Below are 21,011 nucleotides of genomic sequence, written 5' to 3'. Positions count from 1 at the left end.
GCTCGGTCAAATAAGAGAAACCGCTGCAAGTAAAGAAATACACTTGCAAGTACGCTCTATTCCCAAGAAGCTCCCACTTCAAGCGTGAAGAACCGCAAGGTTTAGCTAAGTGGCGAGTAGTTCACGTAAAGATATAGACTACTAGATGAAAAAATTATATCAAGAGAGTGGTGGTTTATATGTATAAAAATGGGAAGTTAATTTTACTCGGAATTATGTTACTTCTATTTACATTAAGTTTGAGTTCTTCAAAATTAAAGACCGAATCAGCTAATGCCAAGAAACCACAGCAAATGATTTACATCGACAAAAAGTTAGCGACGTATAAATCAAAAGGAAAAGGTAAGCAGAAAAAAAGGCTAAGTGCAGGAGTATACCGACAATATGGAAAGTCGGGCAGTTGGAGAAAAGTTAAAAACAACTCCAAAAAATATGTATGGGTAAAGAGTTCAAAAGCAAAAGTGCCAACTAAGAACAATAAGTATTATAAAACGGAACAAGAAATTATTCGTTTAGTAAATAAAGAACGCGCGAAATATAAATTGAAATCTCTAAAACAAAATCGAGAACTTGGTAGAATCGCTATGATTCGTAGTGAAGATATGGCGAGCCTAAACTATTTTGGGCATACTAGTCCAACTTATGGTAGATGGTCAAATCTACTTTACTCAAGTGAATATCCATTTAAATTTGCGGGCGAGAATTTGGCAGCAGGCTTCTCAAAACCAAAGGAATATGTAAATGCTTGGATGGCATCTCCAACACATAGAGACAATATATTGAATAAACGATTTACGAAAATAGCCGTAGCCATTGCCCCAGGGAAAAAGCGCAGTAAGTCTCCAACATATGCTACACAATGGTTTGCACAATAATTAATGCCGGACGCTCACAACTTCATGTGAAGCGTCTTTTTTTCGTAACTCAGGGTGGAGAAGTAGGAGAGTACAATGGTAAACTGAAAGAACGAATTGATATGAGGAGACAAAAATGGAACAGAAATTTAAAAAGTGGTTTCAATCTGAGTGGGTTTGGATCTTACTAATTGCCGCAGTAACAGCAATTAGCAGTGAAATAAAACTGTCGCCATTTAGCGGTGAAAATTTTCGCTTTGGCTTAGGTAGTATTACATTCCTATTAATGCTCTTAATTCGACCGCCTAAAAACTATTTAATGACCGGCCTAGTTGCGGCGATTACAGTTATTACGTTTAGAACATTCATCGAATCTATTTTTGAAAATCAAAGTATCATAGATAGCGTAATCGAGCATTATCCTGCAGGAGTCTTTTATTTTATTTATGTGATTGGATTTAAATTATTTCGATTAGAAAAATATATCGAACAACCAATTCGACTTGGAATCTTGGCGACAGCTTTAGAAATCGTGAGTAATAGCATCGAACATTTTTTGAGAATTTTACTCATTCCAAATATAGAAGTGGTTGTGAATGATTGGCTATTATTAGTTATTGTTGCAGTGTTCCGAAGCTTCTTTGTCGTTGGGTTATATAGCTTGGTAACATTAACCGAACAAAAGAAACGATTGGAAGAACAGTTAACGGTAGGTTCGGGCTTATATCTCGAAACCCTTTATTTACAAAAATCCATGAATCATATTGAGCAAATCATGGCGGACAGTTACGATTTATACCGTCTTTTAAAAAAGGAAGATCAAGAATTGAGCAAACGAGCTTTGCATATCGCACAAGAAATTCATGAAGTGAAAAAAGATTCACAAAGGATTTATTCTGGCCTATCCGAAATAGCACCATTACAAGAACAAGCGTATTATCAAATGACTGAAATCTTGCATATGTCTATAGAAGGAAACCGAAAATATGCGAGCCTTCTTTCAAAAGATATTGAGTTGCAATGTCGTGCAGAAACGGATTTTGTCGTGAAGGAACAGATGTTATTAATGGCTGTCATCAACAATGTCATAGCAAATGCTGTTGAATCTATTCCAGAAAACGGTTCAGTCAGTTTGAAAGAGCGAGAGGTTGCTTCAAATGTAATCTTTGAAATTCAAGATACGGGAAAAGGGATTGATGAAGAAGACTTAGCCTTAATCTTTGAACCAGGTTATACAACAAAGTTCAGTGACAAAGGTGTAGCAGCTACAGGAATCGGCCTTTCTCATGTTCAAGAAGCAATTAAGTTAATGGAAGGAACTCTAGAAATTCAATCAATTTTAGGGGTTGGGACGACTTTCATTATTACGATACCGAAGCATAGGATTGAAAAGAGGGGGGCTATATAATGCGTTATTTTATAGTGGATGACGATGTCGCAAGCAGAAGAATGTTGAAGACCATCATTTTAGACGGCGATATGGGCGTAGTAATTGGGGAAGCAGAAAGTGGAGAGGCTGCGATTCCGCATATTATGACGAGTGATCCCGATTTTGTGTTAATTGATTTACTCATGCCACATCTAGATGGCATCGAAACGATTGATGAATTGCTGAGTCAGGGATTCAGAGGTCATTTCATTATGTTGTCGCAAGTCGTTAATAAAGAGATGGTTGGAGAAGCTTATGAAAAGGGCGTAGAGTTTTTCATTCATAAGCCAATCAATAGAATCGAGGTTCAAAGTATTTTGAAAAAAACGAGCGAACGGTTCGTCTTAAAGAAATCATTAATGACCATTCGAAAATCAATTATGAATTTTGAAGATAATACGCGTGAAGAAACACATCGTACATTAAGAGATGTAGCGCTTTCTATTTTAAATGACATGGGTATTGTTGGCGAAGTCGGTAGCGATGATATTGTAAATATTCTTATGTATTTGGCAGAGCGAGAAGAGCATACGATGCAAATTCCGGCTTTAAAAGATTTATATGAAGTGATTGCGAGTAAAAACAAAGTAAGTAGCGTAGAAATTATGAAAGAAAGTAAAGCGATTGAACAGCGTATTCGCAGAACGATTAATGCGGCGATGAACAATATTGCAACTTTAGGCGTCGTAGATTATACGAATCCCGAATTTGAATATTATGCTCCACGCTATTTTGAGTTTTCAGAGATTCGCACGATTATGAAAGCAATTCAAAATGAAGAGAATGCGAAAAAAGTGAAAGTAAACGTGAAAAAGTTCCTTCAAGTGCTATACATCGAAATGAATGAAAAATATAACAATCCTGTAAAGAAAATCTAATTCAGAAATCGTTTTCATATCAAAGTGGCATGATATTGATCTCAATGATAGGAAATATATATGCTTTAAGCACTTTTTTGAAAATTTTATCTAATTTTTTTGTCGGATTTAGTCGGATTTTCAAAGTCATCTTTAATATAAGATTATAGTTTTTCGAAAATACATGAAAAAAGCTAATATAATCTGAGAGGTGACTCATTGATGAAGAAATTTAAACTAGGTTTAGCGTGGCAAATTTTAATCGGTCTTGTTTTAGGGGTAATTGTCGGAGCCATATTCTACGGAAACGATAATGTTACAACATATCTTCAACCAGTAGGTACAATCTTTATGAATATGATCAAAATGATCGTAGTACCTATTATTATCTCAACTTTAATTTTAGGTGTAGCCGGAACTGGCGACATGAAGAAATTAGGGAAATTGGGATTAAAAACAATTATCTATTTTGAAGTCGTTACAACACTTGCTATTATTATTGGTATTTGTGCGGCGAATATTTTCCAACCTGGTGTAGGTGTCGATATGAGTCACTTATCAAAAGGTGATATTTCTCAATATCAAACAACTACAGAGGAAGTGCAACATGGTGGCTTCGCCGATACAATTATTAGCGTAGTTCCAACAAATATTATCGCAGCAATGGCTAGCGGTAACATGCTTGCAATCATCTTCTTCTCAGTATTATTCGGCTTAGGTGTAGCAGCAATCGGTGAGAAAGGTAGACCAGTTCTATCATTCTTCTCTGGTGTAGCAGATGCAATGTTCTGGGTTACAAACACAATCATGAAATTCGCTCCAATCGGGGTATTCGCATTAATTGCTGTAACAGTTTCGACGTTCGGTATTCAATCATTAATTCCGCTATCTAAATTAGCAATCTTAGTATATGCAGCGATGGCATTCTTCGTAATCGTAGTATTAGGAATTGTAGCGAGAATCGCAAAAATCAATATCTTCAAGTTAATCAAAGTATTAAAAGAAGAATTAATTTTAGCTTACTCAACTTCAAGTTCTGAAACAGTATTACCTCGTGTTATGAAGAAAATGGAGAACTTAGGCGCTCCGAAAGACGTTGTATCATTCGTTATTCCAACAGGTTATTCTTTCAACCTTGATGGTTCAACATTGTATCAATCAATCGCAGCGATTTTCATCGCACAAATGTACGGAATCGATCTTTCGTTAATGCAAGAGATCACACTAGTTCTAACATTAATGGTAACTTCTAAAGGTATCGCAGGTGTACCAGGCGTATCGTTCGTCGTATTATTATCTACATTAGGTACTGTAGGTATTCCATTAGAAGGTTTAGCATTTATCTTAGGTATTGACCGTATCCTTGATATGGCTCGTACAGCTGTAAACGTAGTAGGTAACTCTTTAGCTTCATTAGTAATGGCTCGTTGGGAAGGTCGCTTCGATCAAGAAAAATACGACAATTACTTTGAAAATGAAGAAAAAGCAGTTAAAGCATAATCAACAATTCAAAGAGAATCACTTCGGTGGTTCTCTTTTTTTGCGTAAAAAGAAGCTAGGTTATTCCTAGCTTTTTAAGGTTTATTTAGTATGCACTCCAACCAGCATCAGCAGCTAAAGCAACACCGTTGATTAATGAAGATTCATCTGAAGCAAGGAAAATCGCGATATTTGAAACTTCTTCAACCGTACCAACTTTCGGCATTAAGTTGACGCCACGAGTAGCGACCTCTAAACCGAATTGATCCATATCTTGCATATTAGCAGCGAAGTTCGTTGCGATTTGAGCAGGTGCAATTGTATTACAACGGATACCTTGTGGACCGTATTGTGAAGCGACGTTTTTCGTCATTCCGACAACAGCGTGTTTTACAGCAGTGTATGCAAGTCCGCCACGACCACCAGTAAGACCAGAAATTGAAGCCATATTGACGATTGTACCGCCACCATTTTCAATGAAATGAGGGATTACTTTACGCATTGCACGCATAACGCCTGTAAGGTTAATATCGATTACGCGGCTCCATGTTGCATCTTGTACATTTGCAGCAGCTTGCATTTGATCGCCAACGCCAGCATTGTTTACAAGAATATCTACTTTACTAAAATGAGCAATTGCATCGTCAACCATACGATTTACATCTTCTTCAACAGCTACATTTACTTTTACACCAAATGCTTCAAAACCTTCAGCTGTTAATTCAGCAACAGTTGCATTCAAAGCTTCTTCATTAAAATCAGCGATGACTACTTTCGCTCCTTCTTTCGCATAGCTACGAGCGATTTCTTTACCGATACCAGCTCCACTACCTGTAATAATTGCGACTTTATTTACTAATCGAGTCATATAATTCACCTTTTCTTTCTGTTTTCGTTTAAGATAGATTACGCAATCAAATATTAAAACTAGGAATTTTCAAAAGGTTTAGTTGTAAAATTTCTAACGCTAAACTATCTTAATGATATTATAACTTATTTTTCGCTATGTAAAATAACTATTTTAATATTGTTTGTAATGAGTAGAGTTTTTCTCTGATCATAATTTTGGAGGGTTTTAAATGAATAAGTGGCAAGAACGTTTTGACACAGTAGAGTATATGTATGGCATTGAACCGAACGAATTTGTGAAGCAGCATCATGCAGTATTCAAAGGCAGCAAGAAGTTAGGTGCTTTTGCAGAAGGTGAAGGAAGAAATGCAGTCTTTCTGTCTACTAAAGGGTATATGCTGACAGCATTTGATTATGCACAAAGTGGATTAGACAAGGCGAGAAAACTAGCTGCGGAAAATCACGTTCATGTGGCAACACGTTTAGTAGATTTACTTCAAGATGAAACACCTGTTGAAGAATTCAATGGAGCAGTCATGATTTTTGGTCATTTCCCTAAGGAGCATCAAAAACCTGTATTCGATCGAGTAGTGAATTCTGTTGTAAAAGGCGGAAGAATTATGATGGAAGTATACAGTGAAGAGCAGTTATCTTATAAAACTGGTGGACCACAATCGCTGGATATGCTTTATAATGCTCAGGATGTCCTAAAGTGGTGTAATGATTACAAGATTGAACATTTCTATACAGGTGAAGTAGAACGTAATGAAGGTGCTTTACACACTGGAAAAGCACATGTCATTCAATTTATTATTCAGAAATAAAATATAGAGCATTTCTGTCCTAAGAGAACCGTTTTCGAAACGGTTCTTTTTTATTATAGATATTCCCCGGGAAATTATGGTATATTAATAGTTACCTTGAGTAACTAAAGGAGGGGAGTTATGAAAAATCTATCCGCATTCTTTCATCAGATTATTTTATTTTATAGACCTTTTGAAACGAAACTGAATCAATTGTTAGAAAATCATGGTTTACATCGAGCGCAGTGGGCAAGTCTTTACTATTTAGAGAAGTATGAATCAATGACGCTTGTAGAATTAGCAAAATTTCAAGGTGTCGAGAAGCCAACTGTCACACGCACAATTGCAAAGTTAGAAAAACTTCAATTAGTAGAACCGGTTGTGACAGCAGATAAGCGCGAAAAACGTATGACGCTAACTAATGCAGGAAGAGCTTTATATGCTGAAGTTCGCGAAACAATTGATGCTTTCGAAAATGATTTATTAGAAGACGTACCAATCGACAAACAACAAGAAATAATCGATTTGTTGAAACAGCTACGTGAAAAACTTTAATAAAGAAGGCTTATAAAATGAAAACAGCAAAAGAAAAACTATGGTCAAAAGAATTTATACTAATGTCTGCGATTAATTTCTTATTAATCGTTATTTTTTATTTATTAATGGTAACAATCGCAGAATTCGCCATGCAAGATTATCACGCTACGGTCAGCCAAGCGGGACTTGTAACAGGGATTTATATTATCGGAACATTATTAGGACGCTTGTTCACAGGGAGAATCATCGATCAAGTCGGACGAAAGAAAGTGTTACTGTTCGGCCTGGTCTTTTTCATCGCAACTACATCACTCTATTTTCTACACCTCGGCATTACCGTTCTATTAATTAGTCGATTGGTACATGGGATCGGTGTGGGGATTGCTTCAACAGCGACAGGAACGATCGTGGCACAAACCTTACCAGCTGCTAGAAAAGGAGAAGGCATAGGCTACTTCGCCATGAGTGCAACATTAGGGACAGCGATAGGACCTTTCGTAGGAATATTAATGGCAGAAAGAACGTCATATAATGTCATCTTCACGATGTGCATGGTCATTGGAATCGTTGCTTTAATCTTTGCATTAATCGCAAAAATTCCAGAAGCATTACCAACACCTAAAAAAGTCGAAAGTGAAAAACGAAGCTTCATTTCACAATATATTGAACCGAAAGCAATGCCGATTGCCGTTGTGACATTTTTCATGTGTTTTGGATACGCGGGTATCCTCTCGTTCATAAAATTTTTCGCCAAAGAAAGAGATTTAGTGACCGCATCAAGCTTCTTCTTCGTCGTTTATGCGATCGCGATTTTATTAACGAGACCGATTTCAGGGAAAATGTTAGATCGATTTGGCGGGAATGCAGTTATGTATCCAAGCTTCGTATTATTCGGTGCGGGGTTACTGTTGATCAGTACGGCGCATAGTGGTGCTGTGTTACTCATCGCAGGTGCTTTGATTGGTATGGGGTATGGGAACTTATCTTCAGCTGCACAAGCGATTGCCATCAAAATGACACCGACTCATCGAATGGGACTTGCAACTTCTACTTATTTCATCGCATTAGATGCAGGATTAGGCGTAGGACCATATTTATTGGGTTATTTAATTCCGTCATTCGGGTACGGTAACTTATACATTGGCCTAGGTTGCTTTATCTTCCTACTAATTGCTGTGTACTACTTTTTATACGGAAAAAATGAAACTCTTCAAAAAATTAAGACATCAAATGTTTAAAATTAAATCTTTTTCATTTAAAATTAAAAGGTTTAGTGGTAAAGTAAATATAAACATATTTTAAGGAGTGTTAAATACATGGGAAAATTACAAGATAAAGTAGCAATCATCACTGGTGGCGCTGGCGGTATCGGTAGCGGTATGGCTAGAGCAATGGCTAAAGAAGGAGCAATCGTTGCAATCGTTGATTTAAACGAAGATATGGGTAAAGCAACTGAGGCTGCACTTCAAGAAATTTCACCAAAATCATTCTTTGTTAAAGCGGACTTAATGGATCACGCCAACTTATCAAAAATCGTTGATACTGTTGTAGAAAAATGTGGTAAACTAGATATTCTAGTAAACAATGCACACGTTTCAAAACAAGTTCCACTAGCAGAAACAACACAAGCACACTTAGACTTATCATTCGGTACTAGTTTCTATCCAACATTCTACTTAATGAATGCTGCACTACCACACTTAAAAGAAACAAAAGGTAACATCATTAACTTTGCATCTGGCGCAGGTCTTGCTGGTCACAAAACACAAGGTGCTTATGCAGCAGCTAAAGAAGCAATCCGTGGTTTATCACGTGTAGCAGCTAATGAATGGGGCGAATTCGGTATTAACGTAAATATCATCAGCCCATTAGCATATACTCCAGGTGTTGAAGCTTGGTCTAAAGCTCAACCTGAGTACTATGAAGAAGTACGTAGCAAAGTTCCTGTAGGTCGTTTCGGCGATGTTGAACAAGATATCGGCCGCGCTGCAGTATTCTTAGCTTCTGAAGATTCATCATATATCACTGGTCAAACAATTATGGTTGACGGTGGATCGATCATGCTTCACTAGAATTGATAGTTTTTGTGGCAATTGAGGAGGATTATTGTGGAGGACACAAACCTATTTCAAGTAATTCACAAAACAGAACAATTAAATAATTTAAACATTATTCATTTCACAAAAAATTTCCCGCACAAAATTGGTGTTTCACCGATTCTTGTACTTTCAGAGTTGAACTTAGAGGGAGCGCAAAAGCAAACTGTACTAGCTGACAAGCTCGGCTGTACTCCGGGTGCTATGACGAATATCGCGAACAAGCTTGTTAAGCTAGGTTTTGCAAAACGTCTTTATAATGAAGACGATCGTCGCCATGTATTAATGGAGATTACAGAAGAGGGACGTAATGTCTTTAATGATGCGCAAGCCCGTGGTCGTGAAGCGAGCCAAGAAATTTTTAGCGCGTTAAGCGAAGATGAGTTACAGCAATATTTATCATTAACTGCAAAGTTATTGGACGCAGCTATTGTAAGAAATGACAAAGTTTAGATTGGATTTGAGTTGTACTTCGGTGCAACTCTTTTTTTATTTAATTTTTACATGAAGTACAAGAAATATAATTCTAGGTAGAATAAGGGCTTATAATATAAAAAACTATATGAACGAATAAAATTATTCTAATATTTAGAATTTAATGAAAAATAAAGTGAACGAATCGATTTGAATGATTTAGAATGTGTAATTAATAGGATATTTGTAACGAATTAACTTATTCTGTTGCGAGTTATCAGAGAAATCAGATTAAGGGGGGAGTTTTAAAATGAATAAGAGTCTGAAGAAGTGTGGATCGCTATTTTTAGCATCATCAATCGTCGTTGGAGTATTAGCAGGATTGCGGCACGAAGTAGAAATCTGAGGGAGCTGCTGAAGATAGCGGTAAGGAAATTAAAATCGGGATGAACTTAGAATTATCGGGTCCAGTTGCTTCATATGGTTCGGGAATTGAGAAAGGTGCAAACCTAGCAATCGAAGAAATCAATAAAGCAGGTGGGATTGATGGTAAGCAAATTAAGGTCATCAAAGTCGACAATAAATCTGAATCATCAGAGGCTACAGCGGCAGCAATCAAATTAGCAACTCGCGATAAGGTAGTAGCTCAAATTGGTTCGGTTACATCTGGTAATACACTTGCTTCTGTACAAGTAGCCAATAAGTATAAGATGCCGATGGTTGGCCCATCTGCGACATCACCATCTGTAACGGTGGATGATAAGACGAATAAAGTGAATGACTATGTATTCCGTACATGCTTCATTGACCCATTCCAAGGGAAAATCGCAGCGAACTTCGCGGTAGATACATTGAAGGAGAAAAATGTCGCGATCTTCTCCGATAGCTCAAGTGATTATGCAAAAGTATTAGCGAAATCATTTAAGGAAACAATCGAAAGTAAGGGTGGTAAAGTTGTGTCGGAAGAAGCGTATGTTGCGAAGGATACAGACTTCAAATCAACACTTACTCGTTTGAAATCTCAAAATCCAGATTTCATCTACATTCCTGGATTTTATGAGGAAGTTGGATTAATCGTGAATCAAGCGCGTGATGCGGGAATTAAAGCACCTCTGATGGGCGGAGATGGTTGGGATTCTCCGAAAATCCTTGAATTAGCAGGAGCAGATGCATTGAATGACACTTACTTCACAAATCACTACTCATTTGAAGATCCAGACGAGAAAATCCCAAAATTCGTAACAGCATTTAAAGACGCGATTGAAAAAGTGAGATCAACAGATAGTGAGAAAGTGCAAAAAGCGTTAGCAGAAACGAAGGACTTAGACTTAGTTACTGGTAACTTCTCTGTTGATGAAAACCACTATTCTGTTAAAACGGCAACAGTTCTTGAATTTAAAGACGGTAAGCAAGTATCTAATTCTAAAGTGAATCCATAATGAACTAAATACATAGTGTATCCTTTCATCTTCGCATCACTTTTTATGAGATAGAATATGAGATTGTTAATCTGAGCTGAATTCAGAAATGATTCAATCAACTTTTAACTTAGTATGTGCGTAAAGATAGGAGGTCGCCCCTTCATTGTTGTATAAAGACAAGGAGTGATGCAGATGGAGTGGCTACAGCAATTAGTGAATGGTATATCACTAGGAAGTATTTATGCCTTAATTGCACTAGGATACACAATGGTTTACGGGCATTATCAAATTAATTAACTTTGCACACGGCGATGTATTCATGGTTGGGGCTTTTATTGGATTTTACGCAATTACTTCATGGGGAATGGGCTTCTTCCTAGCATTATTATTGGCGATGGTCATCTATGCTGTACTCGGGGTAGTAATTGAGCGATTAGCATATAAAAGGCTGCGTAATGCAACGCGAATTGCGACATTAATTACAGCAATCGGTGTGTCGCTATTGATCGAGTATACGATGATTTACTTTAGAGGAGCATCTCCAGAAGCTTATCCAAAAGATTTCCCAGAGACGCGCATGATTATTTACAGTCTGGTGTTAATTTTCGTTATGCTATATCGTCCATCAGGTTTGATGGGGACAAAGGAAATTACAGATTTATTCAAATCAAAACGCAAAAAAGAGGGAGAACTTAAATGACAAACCCTTTACTAAAAGTTGAAGATGTAGGGATTCAATTCGGCGGTTTAAAAGCCGTTTCTGGATTGAATATGGAGTTGTTTTCCGGTGAGTTGGTTGGATTAATTGGCCCAAAAGGAGCAGGTAAAACGACGAGTTTCAATATGTTAACAGGTGTTTATAAACCGACGAAAGGCACGATTGTTTTTGACGGTAAAGATACGAAGAAACTATCGCCGCATAAAATCACGAAAAGTGGTGTCAGTCGAACATTCCAAAATATTCGTTTATTCAAGGAATTATCAGTAATCGACAATGTAAAAGTAGCGAATCATAGTTTAGCGAAGCACTCGATTGTCAGCTCTATTTTCAGATTACCGATGCATTTTAAAGGCGAAGAAAAGATGGAAATGGAGTCATTAGAATTTTTGAAAATATTCGGCTTAGATCGCTATAAGGATGAGCTTTCTAAAAACCTTCCATATGGTATGCAACGCCGTTTAGAAATCGCTCGTGCTTTAGCTGCGGGCCCAAAACTCTTGCTTTTAGATGAACCAGCCGCTGGGATGAATCCGGAAGAAACGGCTGAATTGATGGATTTGATTTCTTTAATTCGTGAAAAATCCGATTTAACAATTCTATTAATTGAACATGATATGGGACTTGTTATGGGGATTTGTGAACGAATTTACGTATTGGATCATGGTCAACTTATTGCGGATGGGACACCTGAAGAAATTAGAAATGACCCGAAAGTAATTGAAGCTTATTTAGGTGGAGAGGTGACGGAATAATGCTAAAAGTTGATGGGATTGATGTCTATTATGGTAATATTCAAGCGTTAAAAGGAGTCTCTTTGGAAGTAAATGAAGGTGAAATAGTGACTTTAATTGGTGCCAATGGTGCTGGGAAAAGCACGTTGTTAAAAACACTTTCAGGATTACTAAGAACGAAGAAGGGCAAAATCGAATACTTAGATAAATCCATTACGAAAAGAGCTGCACAAACAATTGTAAGAGCAGGAATTTCTTATGTACCAGAAGGACGACGCGTTTTTTCAAATATGTCAGTAGAGGAGAATTTAGAACTAGGTGCTTTTTAAAGAAAAGATAAAGCGGGGATCAAAAAAGATTTAGATTGCGTTTTTGAATTATTCCCAAGATTATTAGAGCGCAGAAAGCAATCATCGGGAACATTGTCCGGTGGTGAGCAACAAATGTTAGCAATGGGACGTGCGATTATGGCAAGACCTAAATTGTTACTTCTAGACGAACCGTCAATGGGATTAGCGCCATTAATGGTCCAAAACATTTTTAATATTATTAAGGAAATCAATGATGCAGGCACGACCATACTTCTTGTTGAACAAAATGAGCATATGGCACTTTCGATTGCCAATCGAGCGTATGTAATTGAGACAGGAAAATTAGTGTTATCAGGCGATACCAAGGAATTACAGTCTTCTGGTGAAGTAAGGGCAGCTTATTTAGGAGGACTATAAGCAAAAAGCCATGAACAAAAGTTTGATTTGTACATTGCTGTTTTGCTGAAAAAATAAATGATGTAAATTAGTTGAATTTTTTTAATAAATGATTCAAAATGAAATCAAGAACACTAGTTGTAAACGCTTACAGGTCGTGTTGAGAGATTGAAAGGGAGGAATACAAATGATTTATGCAAATCCAAATACAGAAGGTTCTTTAGTACAATTTAAGGCACAATACGAAAACTTTATCGGCGGAGAGTGGGTTGCGCCAGTCAAAGGTCAATACTTTGATAACGTATCACCAGTCACAGGTAAAGCATTCACAAAAGCGCCTAAATCAACTTCAGAAGATATTGAGCTTGCGTTAGATGCAGCTCATAAAGCGAAAGATGCATGGGGAAAAACTTCACCAGCAGCTCGTGCAAACATTTTAAATGCAATTGCAGATCGAATCGAGCAAAATCTTGAAAAAATCGCCGTAGCTGAAACATGGGACAATGGTAAAGCGGTTCGCGAAACATTAAATGCTGATATTCCACTAGCGGTAGATCACTTCCGTTACTTCGCGAGTGCTATTCGTACGCAAGAAGGTTTCTCATCACAAATTAATGAAGATACAGTAGCGTACCATTTCCAAGAGCCACTAGGTGTAGTAGGACAAATCATTCCTTGGAACTTCCCGATTTTAATGGCTACATGGAAGTTAGCACCAGCTATTGCTGCAGGTAACTGTGTTGTACTTAAACCAGCTGAGCAAACGCCGGTATCAATTTTATACATGATGGAATTAATCCAAGATTTACTTCCAGCAGGTGTTGTAAATATCGTAAACGGTTTCGGTGCTGAAGTTGGTAAAGCATTAGCGACGAACAAACGTATCGCGAAAATCGCTTTCACAGGATCAACTGCTGTAGGTCGTTTAATTATGCAATACGCAACTGAGAATATCATCCCAGTAACGCTAGAACTAGGTGGTAAATCACCGAATATCTTCTTCCCAGACGTACTAGATAAAGATGATGATTATTTAGATAAAGCTGTAGAAGGATTTGTAATGTTCGCATTGAACTCAGGTGAAGTATGTACTTGTCCATCAAGAGCATTAATTCACGAATCAATTTATGACGAGTTCATGAAACGCGCATTAGAAAGAGTTAAAGCAATTAAAATGGGTAATCCATTAGATACAGAAACAATGATGGGTTCTCAAAACTCGAATGAACAACATCAAAAAATCCTATCTTACCTACAAATCGGTAAAGATGAGGGTGCAGAATTACTTGCAGGTGGAGAAGCAAACAAACTAAGTGGCGAGTTGACTGAAGGTTTCTATATCCAACCTACAATTTTCAAAGGTCATAACAAAATGCGTATCTTCCAAGAAGAAATCTTTGGTCCAGTTTTAGCAGTTACAACTTTCAAAGACTTCGACGATGCGATTGCGATTGCAAATGACACTGAATATGGTCTTGGCGCAGGCGTATGGTCTCGTTCAGGCGATATCGCTTACAAAGCAGGTCGCGCAATCCAAGCAGGTCGTGTTTGGACGAACACTTACCACCAATACCCTGCAGCTGCAGCATTCGGTGGATACAAATTATCTGGTATCGGTCGCGAAAACCACAAAATGATGCTAGATCATTACCAACAAACGAAAAACCTATTAGTAAGCTATGCTGAAAAACCACAAGGATTCTTCTAAATCGAAAAGGATGTGAATGGATATGGTGAAACGCGTTGACGTCACACCAGATGCCTTACAACTCATTAGGTTTCTTAAAGAAAAGCATGGACCGATTATGTTCCATCAATCAGGTGGGTGTTGTGAAGGCTCAGCAGCAATGTGCTATAAGCAAGATGATTTCAAAGTCGGTGGTGTAGATATTCTACTCGAAACACTTGATGGAGATGTCCCGTTTTATATGCATGAAGCGCTGTATAACTATAGCAAGCATACCCAAATTGTCTTAGATGCAATTACTGGTTTTGGAAGTGGGTTTTCTTTGGAAAGCCTAGAAGGAAAGAGCTTTTTATCGAGAAGTCGAATGTTTTCTGATGAAGAATATAAGGAAGTTCAGAAACTACTATGACAAAAGGACGCTGATTATTGCAATCAGCGTCTTTTTCTATAAAAGAGGGTATTGGATATCAGTAAATATTTTTATTTAGATGTATGATTGTGGGGAATTAATTTTTAGGAGGCTACAAAATGATTACAACAAACTTATGGATCAACGGAGAATGGGTAGAAACAGAAAAGTATGATGAATTACAAGCGCCGTTTGATGGCGAAGTAATCGCAAAAGTTGCACGCGCGACACCTGAACAAGTAACGCAGGCAATCAATTGCGCGCATACAGCATATAAAAAATTCAGAACCGTTACAGCATATGAGCGTTCGAAAATCTTATACAAAGTATCGGAAATTATGGAATCACGTAAAGAAGAATTAGTAAGAATTCTAGCGCTAGAAGCAGGAAAACCAATGAGAGCGGCTCGTGGCGAACTAGATCGTACAATCGCTACTTATTTATTTGCGGCAGAGGAAGCGAAAAGATCGACTGGCGAAACCGTGCCATTGGATGCCGCTCCTGGAGTGACGGATCGAATCGGTTGGACAAAACGCGTATCACTTGGTGTCGTATCAGCAATCACACCATTTAACTTCCCATTCAATCTAGTCGCTCATAAATTAGGGCCGGCCTTTGCGGTAGGGAATGCAGTTGTTTTAAAACCAGCATCACAAACACCAATCTCAAGTATTGTGATGGCAGAAATTTTCAAAGAAGCGGGATTACCAGATGGTATGCTACAAATCGTTACGGGAAGCGGAAGTGAATTAAGTGATCCGCTTGTGACGAATCCACTCGTAAAAAAAGTGACCTTCACAGGAAGTAGTGCGGTCGGATTGAAAATCAAAGAGAAGGTTGGATTACGCAAAGTTACACTTGAACTCGGATCCAATGCTGGCTTGATCATTGAACCAAGTGCGCCGATTGAAAAAATTGTTGATCGCTGTGTGGAAGGAGCTTTTGGTTTTGCAGGGCAAGTATGTATTTCATTGCAACGAATTTATGTACATGCATCAATCGCAGAGCAATTCACAAAGGCTTTTGTCGAAGCAACAGAAAAATTAGTCATTGGCAGCCCATTGGATGAAAATACAGATGTAAGTGCGATGATCAATCCGAAAGAAGTCGATAGAATGAAAGAATGGATCGATTCTGCGATTGCAGAAGGTGCGAAAGTAGCGACGGGTGCAGTCTTTACGAAACGAACATTAAAACCAACAGTAATGGTTGATGTAAAACCAGATATGAAAATTGTTTGTCAAGAAACATTTGCGCCAATTGTATCGATTGTTTCATATGAAACATTACAAGAAGCTGTGTCACTTGTGAATGACTCGGATTTAGGATTAAATGCAGGCATTTTCACAATGAATATTGAGGATGCGATGTTTGCAGCAGATGAGTTAGAAGCGGGTGCGGTAATTATTAATGATATTCCAACATTCCGTACAGATAATATGCCTTATGGTGGCGTGAAAATGAGTGGTTATGGAAAAGAAGGAATTAAATATGCAGTAGAAGAAATGTCAGATATGAAATTCATTACGATAAAAACAAAACTATAATTTTCTATTGTAAAATAAAACAGATAAATACTGTATTTTAAGCGTTTTTGTATTGAAATATAACAGTTATTGTAATATCATTAGTACAGAAAAAGAAGTGAGAAGGAGTGTTACGATGTTAGAATCATTACCGATGTCTTATTCAAAATCTGTCCAAACGAGATTAGTATTACCACCTGATACAAACCATATGAACACAATTTTTGGTGGAAAGGTTTTGGCTTATATTGATGAAATAGCAGCGATTATTTCAATGAAACATGCGAAAATGCAAACTGTTACGGCTTCATTTGATTCCGTAGACTTCATCTCACCAATTCGTTCGGGAGAAATTATGGAAGTTGAAGGAGTAGTCAGTGCAACTGGGCGTTCGTCGATGGAAGTCTATGTTCGCGTGTCGTCGCTCAACCCAGCAACTAATGAGCGCCGATTAACAACGGAGTCATTTGTGACAATGGTAGCTGTTGATGGCGAGGGCAATACTCAACCAGTCGCACCGGTACATCCTGAAACTGAAGAAGAAAAAAGATTGTTTGAATCGGGTCCGGCTCGCCGCGATCATCGTAAAGCGAAGCGCGATATGCCCCACTCATTCTTTTAATAACTCATTGCGTCAGAAGGAATATGCGTCGTATCACCAACCATAGTGATTTCGGCGTTTTTTTCTTTGTCTATTTTTACGATTGTTAAGCTCGTTCCATGAATAAATGGAGGATCCCATAAGTTATTTAACGGCAAATTGTTAAAGTGAGCGATCAAAAGTTTTTTGACTACGCCATGCGTGACGATTAATACTTTGTCATTTTCTTCGTAACGTTCACAAATATCGTGAATGACTTGAAGCGCGCGATCTAACACCTCTTGAAAAGATTCGCTTTCATCTAGCGTGAAATTAATAGGATCTTCATAGTATTTTTTAAATTGAAGTGGAAATTCTTCTTTAATTTCATTCTCGGTCATACCTTGCCAGTCACCGGTATTTATTTCCTTCAGTTGTTGCTTGAAGAAAATAGGAATCTGACGCTCGTTGCAAACGATCTTAGCGGTGTTTACAGCGCGTCCGCTTGGACTAGAATAGATCGCATTAAATCGTTCGTTGGCTAATCTTTTCCCTAAAGCAGATGCCGCTTGTTTACCTTGAAACGTCAACGGAGAGTCGAACCAGCCCTGCATACGCTTTTGAAGATTCCATTCAGTTTGACCATGACGCGTAATAAAAAGCGTAACCATGATTGATTCCTCCTTTATATATATGGACATATTGTAGCTGAGTTTGTCCGTTATAGAAAGAGGTTCAATGTAGATTACGCTTTTAGGGCTTCGTATTAGTTTAATTCATATGTGATTTCGAGCAATTGTTCAGCAGAGCGAGCGACCTGAATTGTACCATCTGATAAATCTTCTAGTAATTGAGAGATTGTATGGATATCTTCAGTTGTATGCTCATTGATCGTTTGAATACCACAAACAGCTTCAACGATTGTGAAGAATGCATTCGATAAATCTTCTTGCATATGCACGCCTTCGTTAATTTGACCATCGACAGCATTTACAGAGGTAGACATATTTTCAATGTTGTTTTCTGTTTCTAAAATTAATTTAGAAACATTTTGAACAGCAGATTTTGTTTCTTCAGCTAGTTTACGAACTTCTTCCGCAACTACTGCGAATCCTTTACCATGCTCACCTGCACGAGCCGCCTCAATTGAAGCGTTAAGTGCTAGTAAATTCGTTTGGTCGGCAATGCCAGTCACCAAATGAACGATATCATTGATTTGTTGTGAAGAAACCTTCAATTTAGACATGGTTGCATCTAAAACTTGTACACTTTCAGACATTTTCGTCATTAAAACATTTTGTGTATCTAATAATTTACGTCCATTTTCGGATTTTTCCTTTGTCGAATTTACAAATTCTAATCCTTTTTGAGTAGAAGCAGAAATATCGTCAGCCTGTTGCGATAAAGATTGGATTGATGCAGTCGTTTCTTCACTGACAGCGCTAAGTTCTTCCGATGTACTTTGGACAGTATGCACTACTTGTTGTTTCACGCGATCATGATTGTCACGAATGGATTCTAGTTTATTGTCGTAAGCTTCAATCACGAGCTGTTGTTCTAAATTGATTAATTTTGTAAATGCTTTGACCGCTTTACTAACGTCAGCAAGAGATAAGTTACGGCTTTCTACAAAGTCGATGAATGAATTCGTTAGAGATTGAAATGAGTTCAAATACCATTTAGAAGGCAGACCGATTTTCACGTGAACATGGGCGATGATTTTGCGTTGTTCGATGTAACGCTCATCAATGCGGCCATTGAAAATTTCTTGGATATGCTTTGTTAAAGTAACTTTCAAACGATCCAATGTTGAATGATTGTTAATGATATGCGTCAATTCAGGTGCTTTTGTAATGGCATTGTAGAATGATTCGACCATTTGATTTACAACATTTTCTGCATGTGGCTGAAGTTGATGGATAATTGCTAGGTCATCAAGAGTCAGTCCAAGTAGCTCAATCTGTTTTTCTAAAATAGGATACTTTTGTAAATTTATTGCTACATGTGCTCTATGCTCCTCGATGTGAAAAGCAGATTCTTCTTGTTGTTTTTTATTGCGATTCCAAATCATAGTGATTCCTCCGGCAAAAATTAGTAATAAAGTCTTTTTAGTAGAAAAAATAAATATAGTTTATAAGAACTTAAAAATGTAAAAAGGTGTAAAAAATATAGTTTATTACTCTGTTTATATCTATAATTTATCATTTTATCTAACAGAAAAGAATATGAAAGTCAGAAATAATAAAAATAATGGAGGAAAGTGTATATAAATTCGACTTGTTAAAGTAATATTTTGTTATAAATACTTTAAAATGGTATTATAGCAATGTAAATTATAGGAGGGGTTTTGATGGATCGAGCGAGAGGTTTCAAATTTGCATTACCCTTAGCAGTTGTTGTGGCAGTATCTTCTTTAATGATGTTGAATGGCCAGTATGAAGAAGTGCCGATGGAAAATCGAGTGCTGATTACAATCGGTGCGACAGTTATTGCATTTATAGTGTCGTTTATTTTATTTGGTCTAAAAGATAAAAGTAATGATTAAATATGTACATAAGAAAACTGCACCTTCATTACGAAAGTGCAGTTTTTTTATTTTTCTTTGAAGAATACGAGCCAACCTCGGCGTTTGAAGAAGGTAAGCATATAAATAACGACGAATAGCATGAACCCTAAAATAATGAAGTAGCCATAATGCCATTCAAGTTCAGGCATATTCGTAAAGTTCATGCCGTAAATCCCTGCGATAAATGTTAGCGGGATGAAGATGGTCGACACAATTGTCAGTGTCATCATAATATTGTTCATTCGAATCGCATTCATCGACATATGACTATCACGCATATCAGCGGTCAATTCGCGGTTCGACTCAACCATTTCGGTCAGCTTCACAAGGTGGTCATGAATATCACCGAAATAAGCTTTTTCCTGTGGAATGAGGTTTAGGCGATTCGAACTTAAAATCCGATACAACAGGTCGCGCATCGGTAAGACGGTTCTCCGAATATGAAGTAAGTCGCTTCGTAAATCGAATACATCATGCATTAAATCCACACTGTTTTTATAATCTAGCTCATCTTCAATCGAATTCAGATGATCCTCGATATTGTAAATTAGCGGGAAAAATCCATCGACGAGTTTATCGATTGTTTGATACATGACGAAAATTGTACCTCGTTCCCAGCGATTAGGGTGCGAAATCAATCTTTTGCGTACGATCTCAAATTCTGCAACAGGCAATTTATGATACGTCACAATGAATTTAGGTGATACGAATAAATTGACCTCTTCTGCTATTAATTCTTCCGGATTCAACTTATGAATGACCGTGAAAAAGTAATCATCATAATAATCCACTTTCGGTCTTTGAAGTCTTGTTAGAGCATCTTCAACAGCAAGTGGGTGGAAGTTGAAAAATGATTCAAGTAGTTTGTTTTCTTGAGCAGTAGGTTCGTCAAAATCGACCCAATACCACTCGAATCTATTCTTTTTAATATCTTCTAAAGGGAAGTCGGTCACCAATTGTTGGTCCAACGTCAACCCTAGTGTATGAATCATTTGCTCACCTCATCTTATAGAATCTCTACTTATATATTCCCATAGGATAAATAATTTGTCACATTTCTATCTATTTAACATCGTTTCGGTAGAATTCCCCCAGCTTCTATAAGTGGGGGATGAATACCGTTCAGATTGAGGGTTACCGTTTGTAACTCGAAAAACTGATATAAAGGTCTTATCGCCTTTTTCTTTTAGCCTAAATAAGAACATATGTTTCTTTTTATTAAAATAAGGTATAATAAAATCAAGAAATCATCTTAAAAAGGAGGTAAACCTTATGGAACAATTGAAAGCCTACAAATTCAGAATTTACCCAACAGAAGAACAAGAAATATTCTTTGCGAAGACGT

Annotated in this window: 20 protein-coding genes and 3 pseudogenes; 19 read left to right on the top strand and 4 right to left on the bottom strand. The window is 37.4% G+C overall.

Translation table 11 applies throughout. The annotated features are described in order from the left end of the window. The first annotated feature begins 179 nt into the window (after nucleotides 1-179). The 4 genes from DF281_RS12800 (at nucleotide 180) to gltP (ending at nucleotide 4,640) form a co-directional block, all read left to right on the top strand. Nucleotides 180-875 (top strand): CAP domain-containing protein, encoded by a 696-nt coding sequence (locus tag DF281_RS12800; protein WP_109350654.1) that lies wholly within the window; start codon nucleotides 180-182, stop codon nucleotides 873-875. Nucleotides 876-990: 115 nt separating this feature from the next. Beyond that, nucleotides 991-2,262: a sensor histidine kinase gene (locus tag DF281_RS12795; protein WP_109350653.1), complete on the top strand. Its 1,272-nt coding sequence runs from the start codon at nucleotides 991-993 to the stop codon at nucleotides 2,260-2,262. Continuing rightward, nucleotides 2,262-3,161 (top strand): response regulator, encoded by a 900-nt coding sequence (locus DF281_RS12790; protein ID WP_109350652.1) that lies wholly within the window; start codon nucleotides 2,262-2,264, stop codon nucleotides 3,159-3,161. The genes DF281_RS12795 and DF281_RS12790 overlap by 1 nt, the downstream gene beginning before the upstream one ends. 201 nt (nucleotides 3,162-3,362) lie before the next feature. Continuing rightward, entirely contained in the window at nucleotides 3,363-4,640 is a 1,278-nt protein-coding gene (gltP, locus tag DF281_RS12785; RefSeq protein WP_109350651.1) for a glutamate/aspartate:proton symporter GltP, read from the top strand. 85 nt (nucleotides 4,641-4,725) lie between these two features. Here the strand turns inward: gltP and DF281_RS12780 are convergent, their stop codons facing one another. After that, the gene (locus tag DF281_RS12780) at nucleotides 4,726-5,487 is read right to left on the bottom strand and encodes an SDR family oxidoreductase (RefSeq protein ID WP_109350650.1); all 762 of its coding nucleotides are present in this window, start codon (nucleotides 5,485-5,487) and stop codon (nucleotides 4,726-4,728) included. A 211-nt stretch (nucleotides 5,488-5,698) separates the two neighbouring features. On the opposite strand from DF281_RS12780, the gene DF281_RS12775 reads away from it, so the two are divergent. From DF281_RS12775 to DF281_RS12715, 13 genes and pseudogenes are all read left to right on the top strand, one after another. Beyond that, nucleotides 5,699-6,292: a class I SAM-dependent methyltransferase gene (locus DF281_RS12775; protein ID WP_109350649.1), complete on the top strand. Its 594-nt coding sequence runs from the start codon at nucleotides 5,699-5,701 to the stop codon at nucleotides 6,290-6,292. Between the two features lie 120 nt (nucleotides 6,293-6,412). Then, nucleotides 6,413-6,826 (top strand): MarR family winged helix-turn-helix transcriptional regulator, encoded by a 414-nt coding sequence (locus DF281_RS12770; protein ID WP_109350648.1) that lies wholly within the window; start codon nucleotides 6,413-6,415, stop codon nucleotides 6,824-6,826. Between the two features lie 17 nt (nucleotides 6,827-6,843). Beyond that, complete coding sequence (locus tag DF281_RS12765) at nucleotides 6,844-8,046, top strand: MFS transporter (protein ID WP_109350647.1); 1,203 nt, start codon at nucleotides 6,844-6,846, stop codon at nucleotides 8,044-8,046. 78 nt (nucleotides 8,047-8,124) lie between these two features. Further along, on the top strand, nucleotides 8,125-8,880 hold the full coding sequence (locus tag DF281_RS12760) for an SDR family NAD(P)-dependent oxidoreductase (RefSeq protein WP_109350646.1): 756 nt from the start codon (nucleotides 8,125-8,127) through the stop codon (nucleotides 8,878-8,880). A 36-nt stretch (nucleotides 8,881-8,916) separates the two neighbouring features. After that, nucleotides 8,917-9,357, top strand: a complete 441-nt coding sequence (locus DF281_RS12755; protein ID WP_109350645.1) for a MarR family winged helix-turn-helix transcriptional regulator — start codon at nucleotides 8,917-8,919, stop codon at nucleotides 9,355-9,357. Between the two features lie 271 nt (nucleotides 9,358-9,628). After that, nucleotides 9,629-10,757 (top strand): annotated as a pseudogene (locus tag DF281_RS12750) (ABC transporter substrate-binding protein). A 174-nt stretch (nucleotides 10,758-10,931) separates the two neighbouring features. Continuing rightward, nucleotides 10,932-11,325, top strand: a pseudogene (locus DF281_RS12745) (branched-chain amino acid ABC transporter permease); the annotation flags it as partial. A 110-nt stretch (nucleotides 11,326-11,435) separates the two neighbouring features. Further along, on the top strand, nucleotides 11,436-12,212 hold the full coding sequence (locus DF281_RS12740) for an ABC transporter ATP-binding protein (protein WP_109350644.1): 777 nt from the start codon (nucleotides 11,436-11,438) through the stop codon (nucleotides 12,210-12,212). Beyond that, nucleotides 12,212-12,919, top strand: a pseudogene (locus DF281_RS12735) (ABC transporter ATP-binding protein). Before DF281_RS12740 ends, DF281_RS12735 begins: the two are co-directional and overlap by 1 nt. 166 nt (nucleotides 12,920-13,085) lie before the next feature. Next, nucleotides 13,086-14,606 (top strand): acetaldehyde dehydrogenase ExaC, encoded by a 1,521-nt coding sequence (gene exaC, locus DF281_RS12730; RefSeq protein WP_109350643.1) that lies wholly within the window; start codon nucleotides 13,086-13,088, stop codon nucleotides 14,604-14,606. Nucleotides 14,607-14,628: 22 nt separating this feature from the next. Further along, a complete protein-coding gene (locus DF281_RS12725; RefSeq protein WP_109350642.1) occupies nucleotides 14,629-14,994 on the top strand; it encodes a DUF779 domain-containing protein in 366 nt (121 codons plus the stop codon). Nucleotides 14,995-15,113: 119 nt separating this feature from the next. Continuing rightward, nucleotides 15,114-16,541, top strand: coding sequence for an aldehyde dehydrogenase family protein (locus DF281_RS12720; RefSeq protein WP_109350641.1), 1,428 nt, complete (start codon nucleotides 15,114-15,116; stop codon nucleotides 16,539-16,541). Nucleotides 16,542-16,656: 115 nt separating this feature from the next. Then, nucleotides 16,657-17,142, top strand: a complete 486-nt coding sequence (locus tag DF281_RS12715; protein WP_109350640.1) for an acyl-CoA thioesterase — start codon at nucleotides 16,657-16,659, stop codon at nucleotides 17,140-17,142. Here the strand turns inward: DF281_RS12715 and DF281_RS12710 are convergent. Together DF281_RS12710 and DF281_RS12705 are read right to left on the bottom strand one after the other, a co-directional pair. Beyond that, a complete protein-coding gene (locus DF281_RS12710) occupies nucleotides 17,139-17,771 on the bottom strand; it encodes a histidine phosphatase family protein (RefSeq protein ID WP_109350639.1) in 633 nt (210 codons plus the stop codon). The two genes, DF281_RS12715 and DF281_RS12710, sit on opposite strands and share 4 nt — an antisense overlap. Before the next feature lie 95 nt (nucleotides 17,772-17,866). After that, on the bottom strand, nucleotides 17,867-19,171 hold the full coding sequence (locus DF281_RS12705) for a globin-coupled sensor protein (RefSeq protein WP_109350638.1): 1,305 nt from the start codon (nucleotides 19,169-19,171) through the stop codon (nucleotides 17,867-17,869). Between the two features lie 279 nt (nucleotides 19,172-19,450). Between DF281_RS12705 and DF281_RS12700 the strand changes: the two genes are divergently transcribed. Further along, a complete protein-coding gene (locus DF281_RS12700; RefSeq protein WP_109350637.1) occupies nucleotides 19,451-19,645 on the top strand; it encodes an acyltransferase in 195 nt (64 codons plus the stop codon). Between the two features lie 47 nt (nucleotides 19,646-19,692). Here the strand turns inward: DF281_RS12700 and corA are convergent, their stop codons facing one another. Then, the gene (gene corA, locus DF281_RS12695; RefSeq protein WP_109350636.1) at nucleotides 19,693-20,658 is read right to left on the bottom strand and encodes a magnesium/cobalt transporter CorA; all 966 of its coding nucleotides are present in this window, start codon (nucleotides 20,656-20,658) and stop codon (nucleotides 19,693-19,695) included. Between the two features lie 280 nt (nucleotides 20,659-20,938). Here corA and DF281_RS12690 point away from each other — a divergent pair. Then, nucleotides 20,939-21,011, top strand: a 73-nt coding sequence (locus DF281_RS12690; RefSeq protein ID WP_146191517.1) for a helix-turn-helix domain-containing protein, incomplete at its 3' end; no start/stop codon positions are given.

The organism is Kurthia zopfii (assembly GCF_003143955.1).
Taxonomy (GTDB): Bacteria; Bacillota; Bacilli; order Bacillales_A; family Planococcaceae; genus Kurthia; species Kurthia zopfii.
This window is presented reverse-complemented; position numbering and strand designations above follow the sequence as displayed.

Coding starts and splice junctions, on each gene's coding strand:
- DF281_RS12800 (WP_109350654.1), top strand. CDS start 180: ATGTATAAAAATGGGAAGTTAATTTTACTCGGAATTATGTTACTTCTA.
- DF281_RS12795 (WP_109350653.1), top strand. CDS start 991: ATGGAACAGAAATTTAAAAAGTGGTTTCAATCTGAGTGGGTTTGGATC.
- DF281_RS12790 (WP_109350652.1), top strand. CDS start 2,262: ATGCGTTATTTTATAGTGGATGACGATGTCGCAAGCAGAAGAATGTTG.
- gltP (WP_109350651.1), top strand. CDS start 3,363: ATGAAGAAATTTAAACTAGGTTTAGCGTGGCAAATTTTAATCGGTCTT.
- DF281_RS12780 (WP_109350650.1), bottom strand. CDS start 5,487: ATGACTCGATTAGTAAATAAAGTCGCAATTATTACAGGTAGTGGAGCT.
- DF281_RS12775 (WP_109350649.1), top strand. CDS start 5,699: ATGAATAAGTGGCAAGAACGTTTTGACACAGTAGAGTATATGTATGGC.
- DF281_RS12770 (WP_109350648.1), top strand. CDS start 6,413: ATGAAAAATCTATCCGCATTCTTTCATCAGATTATTTTATTTTATAGA.
- DF281_RS12765 (WP_109350647.1), top strand. CDS start 6,844: ATGAAAACAGCAAAAGAAAAACTATGGTCAAAAGAATTTATACTAATG.
- DF281_RS12760 (WP_109350646.1), top strand. CDS start 8,125: ATGGGAAAATTACAAGATAAAGTAGCAATCATCACTGGTGGCGCTGGC.
- DF281_RS12740 (WP_109350644.1), top strand. CDS start 11,436: ATGACAAACCCTTTACTAAAAGTTGAAGATGTAGGGATTCAATTCGGC.
- exaC (WP_109350643.1), top strand. CDS start 13,086: ATGATTTATGCAAATCCAAATACAGAAGGTTCTTTAGTACAATTTAAG.
- DF281_RS12725 (WP_109350642.1), top strand. CDS start 14,629: ATGGTGAAACGCGTTGACGTCACACCAGATGCCTTACAACTCATTAGG.
- DF281_RS12720 (WP_109350641.1), top strand. CDS start 15,114: ATGATTACAACAAACTTATGGATCAACGGAGAATGGGTAGAAACAGAA.
- DF281_RS12715 (WP_109350640.1), top strand. CDS start 16,657: ATGTTAGAATCATTACCGATGTCTTATTCAAAATCTGTCCAAACGAGA.
- DF281_RS12710 (WP_109350639.1), bottom strand. CDS start 17,771: ATGGTTACGCTTTTTATTACGCGTCATGGTCAAACTGAATGGAATCTT.
- DF281_RS12705 (WP_109350638.1), bottom strand. CDS start 19,171: ATGATTTGGAATCGCAATAAAAAACAACAAGAAGAATCTGCTTTTCAC.
- DF281_RS12700 (WP_109350637.1), top strand. CDS start 19,451: ATGGATCGAGCGAGAGGTTTCAAATTTGCATTACCCTTAGCAGTTGTT.
- corA (WP_109350636.1), bottom strand. CDS start 20,658: ATGATTCATACACTAGGGTTGACGTTGGACCAACAATTGGTGACCGAC.